This is a genomic window from Pectobacterium polonicum (assembly GCF_005497185.1).
GTDB classification, from domain to species: Bacteria; Pseudomonadota; Gammaproteobacteria; order Enterobacterales; family Enterobacteriaceae; genus Pectobacterium; species Pectobacterium polonicum.
This window is the reverse complement of sequence record NZ_RJTN01000001.1, coordinates 86,499-103,457: the sequence shown is the minus strand read 5'-3', so window position 1 is coordinate 103,457 and position 16,959 is coordinate 86,499. Positions and strand designations below refer to the sequence as shown.

General features: G+C 52.2%; 19 protein-coding genes. 7 read left to right on the top strand and 12 right to left on the bottom strand.

Annotated elements, in window-relative coordinates:
• The first annotated feature begins 13 nt into the window (after positions 1–13).
• Complete coding sequence (gene dapD / locus EDI29_RS00505; protein WP_005975903.1) at positions 14–841, top strand: 2,3,4,5-tetrahydropyridine-2,6-dicarboxylate N-succinyltransferase; 828 nt, start codon at positions 14–16, stop codon at positions 839–841.
• Between the two features lie 54 nt (positions 842–895).
• Positions 896–1,285 carry a DUF3461 family protein gene (locus EDI29_RS00500; RefSeq protein WP_010284811.1) on the top strand — a complete coding sequence of 130 codons (390 nt, stop codon included), beginning with the start codon at positions 896–898 and terminating at the stop codon, positions 1,283–1,285.
• A 107-nt stretch (positions 1,286–1,392) separates the two neighbouring features.
• On the opposite strand, the gene EDI29_RS00495 is transcribed toward EDI29_RS00500, so the two are convergent.
• From EDI29_RS00495 to syd, 6 genes are all read right to left on the bottom strand, one after another.
• Complete coding sequence (locus EDI29_RS00495; RefSeq protein ID WP_137739286.1) at positions 1,393–1,845, bottom strand: flavodoxin; 453 nt, start codon at positions 1,843–1,845, stop codon at positions 1,393–1,395.
• 198 nt (positions 1,846–2,043) lie between these two features.
• On the bottom strand, positions 2,044–2,829 hold the full coding sequence (gene truC, locus EDI29_RS00485) for a tRNA pseudouridine(65) synthase TruC (RefSeq protein ID WP_137739284.1): 786 nt from the start codon (positions 2,827–2,829) through the stop codon (positions 2,044–2,046).
• A complete protein-coding gene (locus EDI29_RS00480) occupies positions 2,822–3,172 on the bottom strand; it encodes a YqcC family protein (RefSeq protein ID WP_137739283.1) in 351 nt (116 codons plus the stop codon). The genes truC and EDI29_RS00480 overlap by 8 nt, the downstream gene beginning before the upstream one ends.
• Positions 3,165–3,287 (bottom strand): hypothetical protein, encoded by a 123-nt coding sequence (locus EDI29_RS23105; protein WP_273855646.1) that lies wholly within the window; start codon positions 3,285–3,287, stop codon positions 3,165–3,167. Before EDI29_RS23105 ends, EDI29_RS00480 begins: the two co-directional genes overlap by 8 nt.
• Positions 3,265–3,585: a MarR family transcriptional regulator gene (locus EDI29_RS23150; RefSeq protein WP_338325758.1), complete on the bottom strand. Its 321-nt coding sequence runs from the start codon at positions 3,583–3,585 to the stop codon at positions 3,265–3,267. Before EDI29_RS23150 ends, EDI29_RS23105 begins: the two co-directional genes overlap by 23 nt.
• 686 nt (positions 3,586–4,271) lie before the next feature.
• Complete coding sequence (gene syd / locus EDI29_RS00470; protein ID WP_137739282.1) at positions 4,272–4,820, bottom strand: SecY-interacting protein; 549 nt, start codon at positions 4,818–4,820, stop codon at positions 4,272–4,274.
• 70 nt (positions 4,821–4,890) lie between these two features.
• On the opposite strand from syd, the gene queF reads away from it, so the two are divergent.
• From queF to xni, 3 genes are all read left to right on the top strand, one after another.
• Complete coding sequence (queF, locus tag EDI29_RS00465; RefSeq protein WP_137739281.1) at positions 4,891–5,739, top strand: NADPH-dependent 7-cyano-7-deazaguanine reductase QueF; 849 nt, start codon at positions 4,891–4,893, stop codon at positions 5,737–5,739.
• A gap of 310 nt (positions 5,740–6,049) precedes the next feature.
• Entirely contained in the window at positions 6,050–7,414 is a 1,365-nt protein-coding gene (ppnN, locus tag EDI29_RS00460) for a nucleotide 5'-monophosphate nucleosidase PpnN (RefSeq protein ID WP_107171152.1), read from the top strand.
• Between the two features lie 65 nt (positions 7,415–7,479).
• Positions 7,480–8,262: a flap endonuclease Xni gene (gene xni / locus EDI29_RS00455; RefSeq protein ID WP_137739280.1), complete on the top strand. Its 783-nt coding sequence runs from the start codon at positions 7,480–7,482 to the stop codon at positions 8,260–8,262.
• 53 nt (positions 8,263–8,315) lie between these two features.
• Here the strand turns inward: xni and rlmM are convergent, their stop codons facing one another.
• The 4 genes from rlmM to EDI29_RS00435 form a co-directional block, all read right to left on the bottom strand.
• Positions 8,316–9,416 (bottom strand): 23S rRNA (cytidine(2498)-2'-O)-methyltransferase RlmM, encoded by a 1,101-nt coding sequence (rlmM, locus tag EDI29_RS00450; protein ID WP_137739279.1) that lies wholly within the window; start codon positions 9,414–9,416, stop codon positions 8,316–8,318.
• Positions 9,409–9,804: a DUF423 domain-containing protein gene (locus EDI29_RS00445; protein ID WP_107171138.1), complete on the bottom strand. Its 396-nt coding sequence runs from the start codon at positions 9,802–9,804 to the stop codon at positions 9,409–9,411. The genes rlmM and EDI29_RS00445 overlap by 8 nt, the downstream gene beginning before the upstream one ends.
• Before the next feature lie 74 nt (positions 9,805–9,878).
• On the bottom strand, positions 9,879–10,802 hold the full coding sequence (locus tag EDI29_RS00440) for a transcriptional regulator GcvA (protein ID WP_014700927.1): 924 nt from the start codon (positions 10,800–10,802) through the stop codon (positions 9,879–9,881).
• Positions 10,803–11,525: 723 nt separating this feature from the next.
• Positions 11,526–11,747 (bottom strand): YgdI/YgdR family lipoprotein, encoded by a 222-nt coding sequence (locus EDI29_RS00435; RefSeq protein WP_005975888.1) that lies wholly within the window; start codon positions 11,745–11,747, stop codon positions 11,526–11,528.
• Between the two features lie 183 nt (positions 11,748–11,930).
• Here EDI29_RS00435 and csdA point away from each other — a divergent pair, with 183 nt between their 5' ends.
• Both csdA and csdE read left to right on the top strand, forming a co-directional pair.
• A complete protein-coding gene (gene csdA, locus EDI29_RS00430) occupies positions 11,931–13,136 on the top strand; it encodes a cysteine desulfurase CsdA (protein ID WP_137739278.1) in 1,206 nt (401 codons plus the stop codon).
• Between the two features lie 3 nt (positions 13,137–13,139).
• Positions 13,140–13,595: a cysteine desulfurase sulfur acceptor subunit CsdE gene (gene csdE / locus EDI29_RS00425; RefSeq protein WP_137739277.1), complete on the top strand. Its 456-nt coding sequence runs from the start codon at positions 13,140–13,142 to the stop codon at positions 13,593–13,595.
• Positions 13,596–13,637: 42 nt separating this feature from the next.
• Here csdE and tcdA read toward each other — a convergent pair whose 3' ends face one another.
• Together tcdA and EDI29_RS00415 are read right to left on the bottom strand one after the other, a co-directional pair.
• Positions 13,638–14,450 carry a tRNA cyclic N6-threonylcarbamoyladenosine(37) synthase TcdA gene (gene tcdA / locus EDI29_RS00420; protein ID WP_137739276.1) on the bottom strand — a complete coding sequence of 271 codons (813 nt, stop codon included), beginning with the start codon at positions 14,448–14,450 and terminating at the stop codon, positions 13,638–13,640.
• Between the two features lie 66 nt (positions 14,451–14,516).
• Complete coding sequence (locus EDI29_RS00415; RefSeq protein WP_137739275.1) at positions 14,517–16,775, bottom strand: molybdopterin-dependent oxidoreductase; 2,259 nt, start codon at positions 16,773–16,775, stop codon at positions 14,517–14,519.
• Positions 16,776–16,959: the final 184 nt, after the last annotated feature.

Sequence of the window (16,959 nt, the reverse complement as noted above, 5' to 3'; positions counted from 1 at the left end):
AAGAGAAATCAGGATGCACCAACAATTACAGAACATCATTGAAACGGCTTTCGAGCGCCGCGCAGAAATCACTCCGGCAAACGCAGACACCGTCACGCGTGAAGCCGTTAATCAGGCCATCAGCCTGTTAGATAGCGGCGCCCTGCGCGTTGCAGAAAAAATCGACGGCCAGTGGGTTACCCATCAGTGGCTGAAGAAAGCCGTGCTGCTCTCTTTCCGTATTAACGATAACCACCTTATCGAAGGCGGAGAAACGCGCTTTTTCGACAAAGTGCCAATGAAATTCGCTGACTATGATGAAGCGCGTTTCCAACGTGAAGGCGTGCGCGTTGCTCCGCCAGCCAGCGTGCGTCGCGGTGCCTATATCGCACGTAACACCGTGCTAATGCCGTCTTACGTCAACATCGGTGCTTACGTCGATGAAGGCACCATGGTTGATACGTGGGTAACCGTCGGTTCTTGTGCTCAGATCGGTAAAAACGTTCACCTGTCCGGCGGCGTCGGCATCGGTGGTGTTCTGGAGCCGTTACAGGCTAACCCAACCATCATTGAAGACAACTGCTTCATCGGTGCGCGTTCTGAAGTGGTAGAAGGCGTTGTCGTTGAGGAAGGTTCTGTTATCTCCATGGGCGTATTCATCAGCCAAAGCACCCGTATTTACGATCGTGAGACGGGCGAAATTCACTATGGTCGAGTGCCAGCAGGTTCCGTTGTGGTTTCCGGCAACCTGCCGTCCAAAGATGGCAGCCACAGCATGTACTGTGCCATCATTGTGAAGAAAGTGGATGCAAAAACCCGCGGTAAAGTGGGTATCAACGAGTTATTACGCTCCATCGACTAAACTAGAAACGGCGGGTTAATCAACCCGCCGTTTTTTTACCGAGAAGGTGACGCTATGTATGACAATCTAAAAAGCCTGGGCATTACCAATCCCGATGATATCGATCGCTATAGCCTACGTCAGGAAGCGAACAACGACATCCTGAAGATCTATTTCCGTAAGGATAAGGGCGAGTTTTTTGCTAAAAGCGTGAAGTTCAAATATCCACGTCAGCGCAAAACCATCGTGGCCGACAACAGCGGACAGGGCTATAAAGAGATCAACGAGATCAGCCCAAACCTGCGTTATGTGATTGATGAACTAGACAAGATTTGTCAGCAGGAACAGGTTGAAGTCGATCTGAAACGCAAAATCCTCGACGATCTGCGTCATCTGGAAAGCGTAGTGTCCAACAAAATTACCGAAATCGAAGCAGATTTAGAGAAATTGACTAAGAATCGCTAAACACGATCGTCTCTAAACGCCATCGCCGCGAGAACACACAGCGATGACGGGCTGCAACGAAAACGGGAGCCTTGTGAGCTCCCGTTTCTTATCTCAGCCCGATATCACTAGGCATCAACCAAATCAGCCCATGCTTCAACCCACGGGCATGAAACAACTTCTGGCTCAGGGTGTTCGACGGCATCAATGTCCAAAACATCGCCCAGGCGCTTAGCACCTATTTCCTGCAATAACGCATCGAAAAGATGGCCGCCCGCACAGAAATTCGGGTAGCTGCTGTCGCCCAACGCAATGACGCCATAGCGCAACGTGGGCTGATAGCCGCCGTTGTCCCGCAGAGCCGCGTAAAGCGGAACAATAGAATCAGGCAGTTGGCCTTGCCCCGTCGTCGACGTCACAACTAACACGGCATGTTCACGGTAGTCCAGCCAGGATTCCAGCGTCGCATCTTCAAAGACCTTAACCTCGTGGCCACGATCCTTGAGAATATTTTCGGCTTCTTCGGCCACCAGCAATGCATTCCCGTAGACCGTACCAACAAAAATACCAATCTGCGCCATGCTTCTGACTCCCTTTTTAATTCGATATGTTTGATATACCCGTCATACTTCAAGTTGCATGTGCGTTGGCTGCGTTCACTCACCCGAATCACTTACCTGAGTAAGCTCATCGGGATTCCTTCCCTTGCCGCCTTCCTGAAACTCGAATTATTTAGGGTATATAAAAGTAATACGGCAGTAATAGTAATTCGACAGATATTACTCGACAAAATGCTCGCTATCCTGACCTGACTCGGTGGGAAACTCAACCCCTTCAAATTCAGGGAGAATCCCTTGCCAGCCAAACTGCCTCATCACCCCCTGCCACGGCGCATCCCAGCGTGCCTGCAACGTCAATGGCTGCCCGCTCACGGGATGATTCAGTTGCAACTCGCTGGCATGCAGCATCAGCCTGCCGCAGGAGAAGTGCGATTCCATGCCGCGATTGTGTCGCAGGTCGCCGTGCGCGGTATCGCCGATGATGGGATGGTGGATATGTGTCATATGGCGGCGGAGTTGGTGCTTGCGTCCGGTCTGTGGCTTCAGCTCCATCAGACTGTAGCGTGCTGTGGGGTAACGCCCGATGGCAACTGGCATCTCCACCTGCGCCAAAGCACGGTAATGTGTGACGGCAGGCTGCGGCGCTTTATCAGGATTGGCAAACTTGTCGGCAATCTTGTCCAATTCTTCGGTAAGCGCATAGTCGATTACGCCGTCATCCAGCACATAGCCGCGCACCACAGCATGGTACATTTTCTGCATCTGGTGCGATTCAAACTGCTGGGATAGCGCTCGTGCCACTTCGCTGGACAGCGCGAGCAACAACACGCCGGATGTTGGCCTATCGAGGCGATGAACGGTATACACATGCTGACCAATTTGATCGCGCACGGTCTGCATCACCACGACCTTCTCTTTGCGATCCAACCAACTACGGTGGACGAGCCAACCGCTGGGTTTATTGACGGCAACCAGATGCTCATCCTGATAAATAATCTCAAGCATCGTGCACTGCACCATCCTGTATATCAGGGTTGAATAGCTCATCGAGCTGCTTGAGACGCAAAAAAACCGCCGCAGTCTGTTCCGGCGTGCCTTCTAATGCGTCTTCAAAATAGGGAAGCAGAGCCAGCTCGGCAGGCAGCGCTAAATCGCTGTCCAACAAAGCGTGCATACGCGGTAAAAAAACCCACTGCAACCATTCTTCTGGTCGCATGGTATCAAGGCTGAAGGGCTCAGTGCTGTTAAACGCCTCATCTTCCGGTGGAACAACCTGCCAGAAAGGACTTTCCCTTAATGCGCGTTCAATATCGAATAATGACTGACGAACCTGACTCTCTCTACTCATGCGCTTTCTCGCCCTTGAAGCCAACAATAATGGCGGCAAGCATAGCATTGATATCAACCTGACCCAATCGCCAGTAAAAGAAGGCCATTCGACTACTCACTAGCCCCAGGAGCATTATCCATCTCTTGTTCAAACACCCTGCAAAATCCCTCTAAATTGGAGAAAAGCTGCTGCGTGTGTTCCTGGCCTAGAGCCCCGAAAGCGCGTTCACTTAATATCTGCGATTGCGTCAAAATCGGCTGAGTGCGTTTTTTCCCCAGCTCGGTTAGCGTCAGGATCTTTTCTCGCTTATCGTGTTCGCTTTCAACGATGTCAATCAGACCTTGCTCTTTGAATAACTTGCAGATGCTAAACACGGTTTGCTTAGGCAGGCTCCATCGCTCACAATCGCCAAAGCAATGAAATCCGATCACCGCTACCGTTGCTGGATGAGCGCGATATCGATGCGTTCAGGGAGGGAAAGACTTGTCTTACAGGCAAAAAATTGGGGGTACTGATTGCTCAGTACCCCCCGTTCGTTTTATAGCTATCCCGCTACACATTTGCATCCCTGCTCATCCGTGAAAACTTTTCCTTTTTGGTCTTCCTGACCCACAATCCTTGCTGGCGTCCCACTTTCTTCCTGACGTTTCCATCCTGTATCTTCCGTGATTCAATCCCTTTAGGCTCCTGCCCCACCGACATTCCTAATCGGCTCTCGGTCTCCTTCCTGGAGGTGTCCCTGATTTCATCCTGAAATCGTGTTTCTTCCTGAAAACTGCGCTTCTTCCTGAAACTACTGTTTCTTCCTAAAACAATGTCTCTTCCTAAAACAATCCGATTGCGGTAACAGTATTTTGTTACCGATAGTCACTGTTACACACACTGTAACCGGTTACTAACTTAAGTAATAAGATGTATTAATTGTCAGCTTTCGGCAAGGGGTAAGTGACAATCTTTCTCAACACCCCCTAAGCAATACTGCTGTTTTTTATTATAATTCGCTAATTAATAATGAAAAAATAAAAATGAAACGTATTTTCAACATTAAAGATAAGACATTTCTTACAGCAAATGTAAGAGATCTCTTACAACGCCGAAAGTGAAATTCGATTAACCATTAGACTGCTAACGGGTTAAGGCCTGAAAGGAACGCAGTCAGCGTCGGGGCTAAGATTTGACGCTTTTTCGTGCCGAACGCTTCCAGAACGATCTCCCCTGAAACATTACACAGCGACACCATTGTCATCTCCGAATCCGTCGTTGCCAAAAACAGCGTCGGCGTGAGTTTAAGGCGCTTCTGCGTTAACAAATGCCCAATCAGGTTCTCCTGCATACGGGTGAAATCCTCTTCACTCCACACTTGCAGCAGTTGGCAAGATAGTGAATCAAACTGCGCCGCCATATCCCCGGCATACTGCGCGGTGTAGAAAGCGTGAACATCTGGATGCAGACTGATTTCCAGCGCACGTTCCACCCCATCCAATGCGGCTGAAGGAACAAAAGGCTGCGGCGACCAGTAAACCGTATCTTCATGATTTTCGACAATACACGGGGAAGGGATACCGTAAAGTGCTTCACTGGCAGGCAAATGCCCCTTCTCCTGCTGCCAACAGGCAACATAACGCTGGGTAAACGCAGCTAGCGCCGAAACAACTTCATGCTCCATAATTTTTCTCATCACTCTTTTAGTCAGGTTACACTATTCGCCATCACGCTTATTACATCAAGGTAACAGCATGTCCGTTTATGACAAGCACCAGGCCCTAAGCGGGCTAACACTGGGCAAACCCACGCCTTATCACGACCACTATGATGCTGCACTTCTGCAACCCGTGCCACGTAGCCTGAACCGCGATCCACTCGGCATTTACCCTGATAGCCTGCCCTTTCATGGTGGGGATATCTGGACACTCTACGAGCTTTCCTGGCTGAACAACCGCGGCGTGCCTCAGGTGGCCGTTGGTGAAATGCACCTTAATGCAGAAAGCCTGAATTTGATTGAGTCAAAAAGTTTTAAGCTGTACCTGAACAGCTTTAACCAGACGACATTCGACAGTTGGGAGAGCGTACGCACAACACTAGCCAACGATCTGGCACATTGTGCACAGGGTGACGTCAGCGTTACGCTTTTCAAACTCAGTGAGCTTGAAGGCCAACCGTTAGCCGGGTTCATTGGTGAGTGCATCGACGATCAAGACATTCAGATCGACAGTTACGACTTCAGCGCAGACTACCTGGCAACAAACGAGCAGGATGCCCCTGTGGTTGAAGAAACGCTGGTCAGCCACCTACTGAAATCCAACTGCTTGATCACCCATCAACCCGACTGGGGTTCAGTACAAATTCACTATCGCGGCAAACGCATTAATCGTGAAGCGCTGCTGCGCTACATTGTTTCATTTCGCCATCATAACGAATTTCACGAACAGTGTGTGGAACGAATTTTTAACGACATCATGCGCTACTACCAACCGGAAAAACTCAGCGTTTACGCACGCTATACCCGACGCGGTGGGCTGGATATCAACCCGTGGCGCAGTAACACCCCGTTTAATGCGCCAACTGGCCGCCTACCACGCCAGTAACTAACCGACGATCGACGTGTCTTTGTGAAATAGTGCGTAGCGTCGCGCAAGTTAGTCCTAAGACTGGCGTCAACATTGGAAAAAATGATGGCAGCGCGTTAAGGTGGTATACCAGACAACAAAAGATCCATAACGTCTGAACGGTGCTCAAGTAGGTTTCATTTAGGTGTGCTGCATTTAACTTATTCGCATAGCGGCTTAAATGAATGACATTCGTGCCATGGTGCTGAAACGTCGAGCGTGCAACAACGGATCGTGCTCTCGGCAGCCAGCATGGCATCGCGATTATATTGCGTTTCAAGGAGCAAAATTGATTACACATATCAGCCCATTGGGATCGATGGATTTGTTATCGCAGTTGGAAGTCGACATGCTGAAAAGCACGGCCAGCAGCGACCTCTACCGTTTGTTTCGCAACTGTTCCCTCGCCGTACTGAATTCCGGTAGCCAGACAGATAACAGCAAAGAGCTGCTGTCTCGTTATGAAGACTTTGATATCAACGTGCTGCGCCGTGAACGCGGCGTTAAACTGGAACTGGTGAACCCACCGGAAGACGCTTTTGTTGATGGCAACATCATTCGCGCCTTGCAAGCTAACCTATTCGCCGTATTGCGCGACATTCTGTTCGTCAACGGCCAAATCGCCAGCGCAGGTCGCTATCAGAACCTGAATCTGGAAAATTCTGCCCATATCACCAATCTGGTGTTTTCTATCCTGCGTAATGCCAAGGCGCTCCACGTCGGCGAAGAGCCGAACATGGTGGTCTGCTGGGGTGGTCATTCGATTAATGAGATCGAATATCTGTATGCCCGCAAAGTGGGTAGCCAGCTTGGCCTGCGTGAACTGAATATCTGCACGGGCTGCGGTCCGGGCGCGATGGAAGCACCAATGAAAGGTGCCGCCGTCGGCCACGCACAGCAGCGTTACAAAGAAGGGCGCTTCATCGGCATGACCGAACCATCCATCATTGCCGCCGAACCGCCGAACCCGCTGGTCAATGAGCTGATCATCATGCCGGACATCGAAAAGCGTCTGGAAGCGTTTGTTCGTATCGGGCATGGCATCATTATTTTCCCTGGCGGCGTTGGAACAGCGGAAGAGTTCCTCTATCTACTGGGCATCATGATGAACCCAGAGAACAGCGAACAGGTGTTGCCAATCATCCTGACTGGGCCAGAAGAAAGTGCCGACTATTTCCGCGTGTTGGATGAATTCATTGTTGGCACGCTAGGCCGTCAGGCACGTCGCTACTATTCGATCATCATTAATGACGCCGCAGAAGTCGCCCGTCAGATGAAGAAAGCCATGCCACTGGTGAAAGAGAGTCGCCGTCATACAGGTGACGCTTACAGCTTTAACTGGTCACTGCGGATTGCACCCGATTTGCAACTGCCCTTTGAACCGAGCCACGAAAACATGGCCGATCTCAACCTGCATCCGAACCAGCCCGCAGAAGAGCTTGCTGCCGCGCTACGCCGGGCATTCTCCGGCATTGTGGCCGGTAATGTGAAGGAAGTCGGTATTCAGGCGATAGAGCAGCGTGGGCCGTACAAAATTCATGGCGACCCCCAGATGATGAAAAGCATGGATACCCTGCTACAGGGCTTTGTCGCACAGCAGCGCATGAAGCTGCCCGGCAGCGCCTATATTCCCTGCTACGAAATTTGCTCATAACCGTTCGCTCAACCAACACCTACGTGGGGAAGCTTAGCTTCCCCCCTTCTTTCAGGAATGATGCGATGCCCGTCCATTTGCTGATTGTCGACGCGCTCAATCTGATACGTCGCATTCATGCGGTACAAGGTTCGCCCTGTATCACAGCGTGCCAACATGCGCTGCATCAGCTCATACAAAATAGCCAGCCTACCCACGCGGTGGCCGTCTTTGATGATGAAGATCGCGATACCAGTTGGCGTCACCAACTTTTGCCGGACTACAAGGCGGGACGCACGCCAATGCCGGATAATCTGAAACAGGAACTCCCGCAGATTAAAGCGGCATTTGCCACCGTTGGCGTAGCAAGCTGGCATAGCCTCGGCAATGAAGCCGACGACCTCGCGGCTACACTGGCCGTCAAGCTGTCATCCGCAGGTCATCAGGCAACAATTGTGTCGACCGATAAAGGCTACTGCCAGTTATTGGCGCCGCATATTCAGATCAGAGATTACTTTCAGAAACGCTGGCTGGATCTGCCGTTTATCGAACAGGAGTTTGGTGTGTCACCGCAGCAGCTCACAGACTACTGGGGGCTGGCAGGCATTAGCAGCAGCAAGATTCCGGGCGTTGCGGGTATCGGCCCTAAAAGTGCCACACAGCTTTTACAACAGGCTGGGAGTCTAGAAGCGCTGTATCAGCAGTTGGATGCCGTACCGGAAAAGTGGCGTAAGAAGCTGGAGCAGCATAAAGAAATGGCGCTAATCAGCCGCCAGGTTGCCACACTGCGTACCGATTTAACACTTAATGGTAATCTGCAACAGCTGAGGCTGCCGGTGCAGAATAGCGCCCCGCCGCATTCTCACTAGCGGATAAATATGGATGCGTACCTGAGTGACCCCAGATACGCATCAGCACGATACTATCGCTCGTCGCGACGGCCAGGCACCGCACTCCAGAAACGACGCACATGCACCGTGACTTCTTCACGGTCATGGTATAAATGCTTAGCACGCACTTCCGCATTAATCCCATTTTCGCTCAGGCGTTCACGCAGCAGCGCCAGATTCTGCGACACTTCTTCGTAACGCTTCTTCATCGGTAACTTCAGGTTGAATATCGCTTCACGACACCAGCCGTTAATTAACCAATTACTCATCAGGCTCGTGACTTTAGCGGGTTTTTCCACCATATCGCACACCAGCCAATACACATTATTGCGCGGTGGTTCGAAACGGAAACCATCCGCCTGATGGTGCATTACCTGCCCTGTCTCCATCAGGCTCGGTGCCATTGGGCCGTTGTCTACCGCATAAACCATCATGCTGCGTTTGACCAACTGATAAGTCCAGCCGCCAGGGCAGGCACCTAAATCCACTGCGTACATACCGCTGCCCAGACGCTCATCCCACTCGTCCGCAGGAATAAAGACGTGAAACGCCTCTTCTAGCTTAAGTGTCGAACGGCTTGGCGCATCAGAAGGGAACTTCAGCCGTGGAATGCCCATATAAAACGGTGAATGGTTATTGCTATAAGAGTAACCGACATAGCAGCAGCCTGGCGCAATAAACAGTACATGTAGTACTGGCCGATCGGCTTTTTCATAGCCCAGCAGAATGTTATGTTCGCGTAACGCGGCGCGCAACGGCACGGTGAATTTGCGGCAGAACTTCATCAGCTCTTTGCTTTCATTGGTGTCAGGGACTTCAACACGTAGCTCCCCGGCGCGTTCAATCGCACCGGTCAACATCCCCACGATCGGCGTAATACGGTCTTCCGGCGGCAGGTCGCGCAACAGTTCACCGCTGACGAACATCTGACGAACAAAAATCAGCTCATCGAACGGCAGCGTTTTCACCAGACGGTCAGCGTCTTCATGCTGATAGCATTCGAATACGACGTAACCGCTATTTTCTTTTACCCGCGCAAAGCCGAAGGCATTATGCTGCGTGGCTTTTTCGGTTATCTCTGCCGCACACTCTTTCTCAAATCCAGGGCGGCAATACAAAATGACTTTATTCATGGCGTTCAGCCTTTATCTTCAGACGCAGTGCGCCAATCAACATTAATATCCATCCCACCAGAAAACAGGCTCCACCAATCGGCGTCACATAAACCCATAGTTTCAGATGAGAAAGCGCCAGACAGTACAAACTTCCACTGAAGAGTACCGTTCCCAACGCCAGAAACACGCTGCTCCAGTAAAACCACAGATTGGTTCGCTGTTGCATCGCAACCGCCAGCGCCAAAATCGCTAGCGTGTGAAATGCCTGATATTCAAGGCCGGTTTTCAACCACCCTAGTTCCGTAACGCCCAGCGTCTTGCTGAGGACATGGGAACCAAACGCGCCTAGCGCGACAAAAATAAACCCGCTGATAGCGGCAAACATCAGCATGAAACGACTATTCATCGTAGTTACCTATTATCGTAGTGACCTGCGTAAATTATTCGGTCCATCAATTTTCGATAGTCAACGATGCGACCTCAGCGCGTACCGCTGTCATAGCGGAAGCGAAATTTTTCCTGCTCGCTGGCCGCCCGTGCCAGAATCCAGTGGCGAAAGGCGGCTATTTTACCCAGTTCTGCCTGACTGTCATGACATACCAGATAAAAAGCATTCCGGCTCACCAATACATCGTTAAACGGACACACCAGTCGCCCGGCTTCGAGTTCCGTCTGCGCCATCACATTATTCGCCAGCGCCACGCCCTGTCCGTGAATCGCCGCCTGCAACACCATCGCGCTGTGGCTGAAAATCGGCCCTTGCTGTACGTTAATCTGCACGCCAAGCTGGCGCGTATAGGACAGCCAGTCACGACGTGACGCATCATGCAGCAGCGTATGTGCCACCAAATCATCCGGCGTTTTTAACGGGTGATTCCCCGTCAGCAATACCGGTGAGCAAACCGGCAAGAGATACTCGGCGTAGAGTTTCTCCACCCGCAATCCCGGCCAGTTTCCTCGACCATAAAAAATCGCGACATCCACATCATCCGCCAGACGATCTTCATCGCGATCTACCGCCTGAATACGAACATCGATCCCCGGATAGTCGGAGTTAAAGCTCGAAAGACGCGGCACCAGCCAATGGATAGCAAAACTGGGCAGCAGGCTGACCGTTAATGCGCCTTTCGCGCTGCGAGATTGCAGCTTACGGGTCGCGTCATTCAACGATGAGAAGATCTCTTTGATATCAAGGTAGTAACTTTGCCCTTCTTCCGTCAGCAGCAGGGAGCGATTACGACGGCGGAATAATTTAAGCCCCAGGAAATCTTCCAGTGACTTAATCTGGTGGCTGACGGCAGCCTGCGTAACAAACAGTTCTTCTGCCGCTTTGGTAAAACTTAAATGGCGAGCCGCCGCATCAAAAACGCGCAATGCGTTGAGCGGAGGGAGACGTTTTGACATGAATGAAATCTTTTTGTTTACGCCAGGTCAGCGATTTATCAGGCACATTCGTACCCATTAAATCTTAAGATGCAGAAAGGCGACGGCGGGAAAGATCGCCAGCCAATTAGCTGGCTAAGCGATTAATACCATCAGCAACAGCCAGACTCTCTGCAATAAAAAGATGACGGGTACATCAATACCCTAAATAATTCGAGTTGCAAGAAGGCGGCAACCGCACGAGTCCCCAGGAGCTTACATGAGTAAGTGACTGGGGTGAGCAAGGACAAATTGGCTAAACCAATTTGAACGCCGTTTACGGCGGCCCTTCAGGGCGAGGCTCAGAGAGGAGCCGAGTATTGCCAACGCACATGCAGCTTGAAGTATGACGGGTATATTAGTTTTTGTAATCCGAGACATTATAATTTGTCCATTGAGGATGTACCAGCAAATACCTATATTAGCGCAACTTCCTGAGCCGGAACGAAAAGTGCGGATGGGTGACCTGAGGTGCTTTTGGCTTGTGGTTGTGATGTTGTGTTTGCTATTTGTTTGTCTGCCTTTTGCAGATGTGGTAGCGAGTCTACCCTATTCACTTCCTGTACATTTACCCTGTCTGTCCAAAGTGATTTTTTGTGTAGCACCGCAAATTGCGGTGCTTTTTTTTGCTTACGTTTCACACCTTAGCGCCACGATAGCCTTATGTAAATCTGGCTCGGCTTAGCCGGTGACGGGCAAACGGTACTATTTTCCTTTCGCCATTTCTTTCACATTATCTCGATTAATTTGCTGCTGCTGACCGTAAGCGTCGGTATAGCTGATCATACCCGTCTCATCATCCACCTTCGGTTTCCCCTCGGCCACGATGGTGCGCCCATCATTCGTATGCATGACATAATTACTCGAACAGGCTGCCAGAGAAAACGCCATCACGATGGCGGCAAAAATAGAAATTTTATTCTTCATAGTTAACTCCCAATGAATTTAAATGTTTTCTAGTTAACCTTATGCATCAGGAAATCCTGAAAATTAACACTTTAAAGCGTAGCAATAGTTGCTTTTTTTTCCATAAAATCGGATTAGGCATAGTCCTAAACTTGTCTCTCCCGACAAAATGGGACAGGATCTGCCCTCTATAAGAGGATGCAAATGACACCGTTTAACCCTGCTACTTTTCGCCAACAGTTCCCCGCACTCCAACATTCGACGGTCTATCTTGATAGCGCCGCGACCGCGCTGAAACCGCAGCCTGTTATTGATGCGGTGCAGCAGTTTTATTGCAGTGAGAGTGGCACGGTGCATCGCAGCCAGCATCGCGGCGCGCAGGCGCTGACCCAGCGTTTTGAAGGCGCTCGTGAACACGTTGCTGCCTTACTCCATGCAGACGATCCGCGTTCCATTGTCTGGACCAGAGGCACAACGGAAGCAATCAACCTTGTCGCACAGAGTTATGCCCGCCCTCGTCTTCAACCGGGCGACGAGATTATCGTTAGCGAAGCGGAGCATCACGCTAACCTCATTCCGTGGCTCATGGTGGCACAGCAAACCGGCGCGAACGTGGTGAAGTTACCGATCGGCTCGGACTGGTTACCGGATATTGAGCAGCTAACCACGTTGATCACGCCAAGAACTCGCCTGCTGGCGCTGGGACAGATGTCAAACGTGACAGGCGGCCAGCCCGATCTGGCGCGTGCAATTACGTTGGCTCATCGCTATGGCGCGGTAGTGGTGGTTGACGGTGCACAAGGTGTCGTCCACTGTCCACCTGATGTACAGGCGCTGGATATCGATTTCTACGCGTTTTCCGGGCACAAGCTTTATGCGCCCACCGGAATCGGCGTGCTGTACGGCAAAACCACCTTGCTGGAAAGCATGATGCCGTGGCAAGGCGGCGGGAAGATGATGACGCAGGTTTCCTTTGACGGCTTCGTGCCACAGGCGATTCCGCAGCGATTTGAAGCGGGAACGCCGCACATTGCTGGCGTGCTCGGTCTGTCTGCGGCCTTAGACTGGCTGACCACACTGGATTGGCACACCGCAGAGCAACACAGTCGGCAGTTAGCAGAGCTTGCCGAAACGCATCTGGCGCAGTTTCCCGGTTTTCGCAGTTTCCGTAACCCGCATTCCAGCGTATTGTCCTTTGACATCGCCGATGTACACCACAGCGATCTGGTGACACTACTCGCCGAAAGCGACATCGCACTGCGCGCCGGACACCACTGTGCACAGCCGCTAATGGACGCACTCGGCGTCAGCGGTACGCTCCGCGCCTCGTTTGCCCCCTATAACAACCAACAGGATGTTGCTGCGCTGATCGCCGCGGTGGGCAACGCCCTTGAATTATTGATCGACTAAACCATGACCAAACCAACTGACACCACGCATCCTTTTGGCCACCCCATCTCCGTTGCCGAGTTGCAGGCACGCTTCGATACCTGCCGCGCATGGGAAGATCGCTATCGGCAGCTCATTTTGCTGGCAAAAGCGCTGCCAGCGCTGCCAGATGCACTAAAAACCGAGGATATTTCGTTATCTGGTTGTGAAAATCGCGTCTGGCTGGGTTATCAACGCCAAGAGGACGGCAGGCTACATTTTTACGGCGACAGCGATGGGCGCATTGTACGGGGATTACTGGCAGTACTATTAACCGCCGCTGAGGGAAAAACGCCAGAAACGCTATTACAGCACGATCCGCTGGCGCTATTTGATACGTTGGGGTTACGTGCTCAGCTCAGCGCCTCGCGTTCAAGCGGACTGGCGGCGCTGGCCGCCAGAATCAAAGACATTGCCGCACAAGAGGCAGCCGTCAGGTAGAAGCATTCAGGCTATTTCTACGTAGCAGAGGCTCTTTAGCACTTACGCCGCAGATGTCCTTTCCCTTTTCGCGATCATCTTCTTCAGCGCATGGGATACCGCAACAAACCCAAAGGTTGCGGTGACCATCGTCGCCGCGCCAAAGCCAGACGCACAGTCCATGCGCATCACGCCATCAGCCGTACTGCGAGATGCGCAGACAGAACCGTCAGGCTGCGGATAAACCAGCGGCTCACTGGAAAACACACAGTCGATTCCCAGTTTTCCTTTGCTGTTTTTCACCACGTTAAAATCGTTCTTTAGCCGTTCACGCAGCTTGGCGGCTAGCGGGTCCTGGATCGTTTTGGCCAAATCGACGACCTCAATCCGAGTCGGATCGATCTGCCCCCCCGCACCGCCAGTTGTTACCACCGGGATCTTATAGCGGCGACAGTATGACAGCAGCGCAGCCTTCGGGCGCACGCTATCAATGGCGTCAATCACATAGCTAAAGTTTTGGTCGAGCAGTTCAGCCACGTTTTCCGCACTGATGAAATCATCCACGCAGGTGACGTTGCATTCCGGGTTGATCGCCAGAATACGTTCCGCCATCACTTCCGTTTTCGACTGCCCGGTGTGCTGACGTAGTGCGTGGATCTGGCGGTTGGTATTACTGACACACACATCATCCATATCGATCAGCGTAATTGCGCCAATGCCGGTACGCGCTAGCGCCTCAGCCGCCCAGGAACCGACGCCACCAATGCCAATCACACAAACGTGAGCTTGAGAAAACAGCGCCAGCGCCTGTTGACCATATAACCGCGCGGTGCCGCCGAAGCGTTGCAAATAGGCTTCGGATAATTGCGTATTCATTCAACCAACCTTACGAAAACAAAATCACAGGAAAATAACACAGCGAAAAAGCGGCTCAGGATAGCGCTAAACCCGCACCACATCCACCAGACAGCTCATGGCATTCGGCCCCTGCGTCAGCGGCGATGTGCCAATATCCAGCGTCAGTACATTCGCATTGCCTGATTGTTCAACCGGATGCCACGTTTTCTGGCCGAAACCGGGCTCAAACCAGGCACCGGTGGACATGATCACTACGCCCGGTTTTACGCCATCGGTAATCTGTACGCCAGCCAGAATACGACCACGCGCATTTCTGACTTCCACCTGTGAACGGTCGACGATATCTCGCGCGGCAGCGTCCTGCGGATGCATGTACAACGTCTCTTTTCCTGCGGTCTTATTCGCGGCAACCTGCGGCGTAGCAGCTAATTGGCTGTGCAAGCGGTCAGAGGGCTGAATAGAAATAAAGTGCAGCGGCCATTCTTCCGTGCTTTTAGCTCCCAGCCATTCAACGGGAGGCTGCCACTCAGGATGCGGCGCAAAATCGGCATAGCCATAGCTGGCGATGGCAGAACTAAACAGTTCAATTTTACCGCTTGGCGTACTCAACGCATGCTGCTGCGGATCGCGGCGGAAATCCTCAAAGAATACAAACGGCTTTTCATCCATCGGGATTTCTACATAACCCTGCTGCCAGAACGCTTCAAATGACGGCCAACTGCCAGCAATATCTCGCTGCTTTGAGCGACATTCATCATAGAGATGTTCCAGCCACTGTTGCTCGCTGCGGTTTTGCGTAAACGCGGCTTTATATCCCAAGCGCTCCGCCAGCTCGCTGAAGATATCCACGTCGTTACGCGCCTGATGCTGCGGCGCAATCGCCTGATGCATGGCAAAAATGAAACGATCGCGTGACGACCCGCCGATATCATTACGCTCCAGCGTGGTGGTAACGGGCAGCACGATGTCAGCCATCTGCGCCGCGGGCGTCCAGACGATATCCTGCACAATCACCGTATCCGGCTTACGCCAGCCGTCCACCAGGCGGTTCAACTGCTGGTGATGGTGGAACGGGTTACCGCCCGCCCAGTGAATCAGGTGAACATCGGGATAAGTATGGGTTTCCCCCTGAAAAGTATAAGGCGTTCCCGGATGCAGTAGCATATCGGCAATACGCGCTACGGGGATAGCCCGTCCCGCGTTCGGGGTTGACGGCGAAGCGGGCGCAGGCGTTGAAATACGCTCGTTGCCGACGCTGTTCATCGAGCCGTGGCCGAAGGAGAATCCACCGCCCGGTAGCCCCACTTGCCCCAGCATGGAAGACAGCGCAATCATCATCCAGTAAGGCTGTTCGCCACGGTGTGCACGCTGCACGGAGTAAGAGCAGGTAATAAAGCTGCGTACACCAATCAACTGCTGCGCCAGACGTTGGATGCGCTCGGCAGGAATACCTGTGATGTCGCTGGCCCATTCGGGGGTTTTCACCACGCCGTCGCCGCGACCGTGTAAATAGTCACTCAACTGCTCGTAGCCAACGCAGTAGCGTTGCAGGAAATCCTTATCGTCAGCGCCCAAACGCTGAATCTCATAGCCCAGCGCCAGCATCAGGGCAACATCGGTATTCGGGCGGATGGGAATCCACTCGGCATTCACAAATTCAGGACAATCATCGCGCATCGGGCTGATGTTAATGACCGGAATCCCTTTCGCCACCAGCGCTTCCAGCGCGGGCTTCAGCGTATGGTGCCCAGCACCGCCAGAGGCTACCTGCGCGTTTTTCAGCGCCAAACCACCAAACGCGAGAAAAATATCACAGTGTTCAGCAACGCTACGCCATTCGGTCACCTTGCCCGTCAGCGGATGGAAGGTGCCAATCACATAAGGCAGGAAGAACTGCGCCGCGCCCCAGCTGTAATTGCCCTGTTGGTCGACCGCGCCACCGCCGGAGAAATAGAAGCGACGCACCTGAGATCGCGCGTGGTGATAACGCCCAGCCGACGACCAGCCGTAAGAACCGGCAAAAAGGCCGTCCGCACCGTAGCGATCGCGAATACGGCGATTTTCCTGCGCGACCAGATCGAGCGCTACGTCCCAATCCACCTCAACAAAATCCTCCCGACCGCGCAGCGTTTTGTCGCTGTTTTCTCGCTTCTGGAGCCAGGAACGGCGTACAGACGGCCGACGAATACGTCGATCGGAATACACCAGCGGCACGATGGAATCGAGCATGGGGGAAGGAGCCGGATCGCCCGCAAACGGCTCGCATCGAATCAGCCTTCCGTCTTCAACCACAGCGGTAAACGCGCCCCAGTGCGCAAGATGTGGATAACGTTTAATCGCCATGACAACCTCAGGATAAGTAATTAGCAGGGTGGATAATAACCTGAATTATCCACGCCCCCAACAGCAAGAAGAGTGAATAGCTTATGCGTAATGTGACATTACTTATCCATATTAAAACGTTCGTTTAAAACACGCGTTAGGCTAGGGTTTAACCAGAAAATAAAGAGGTGGTTCAGGCCGTTTT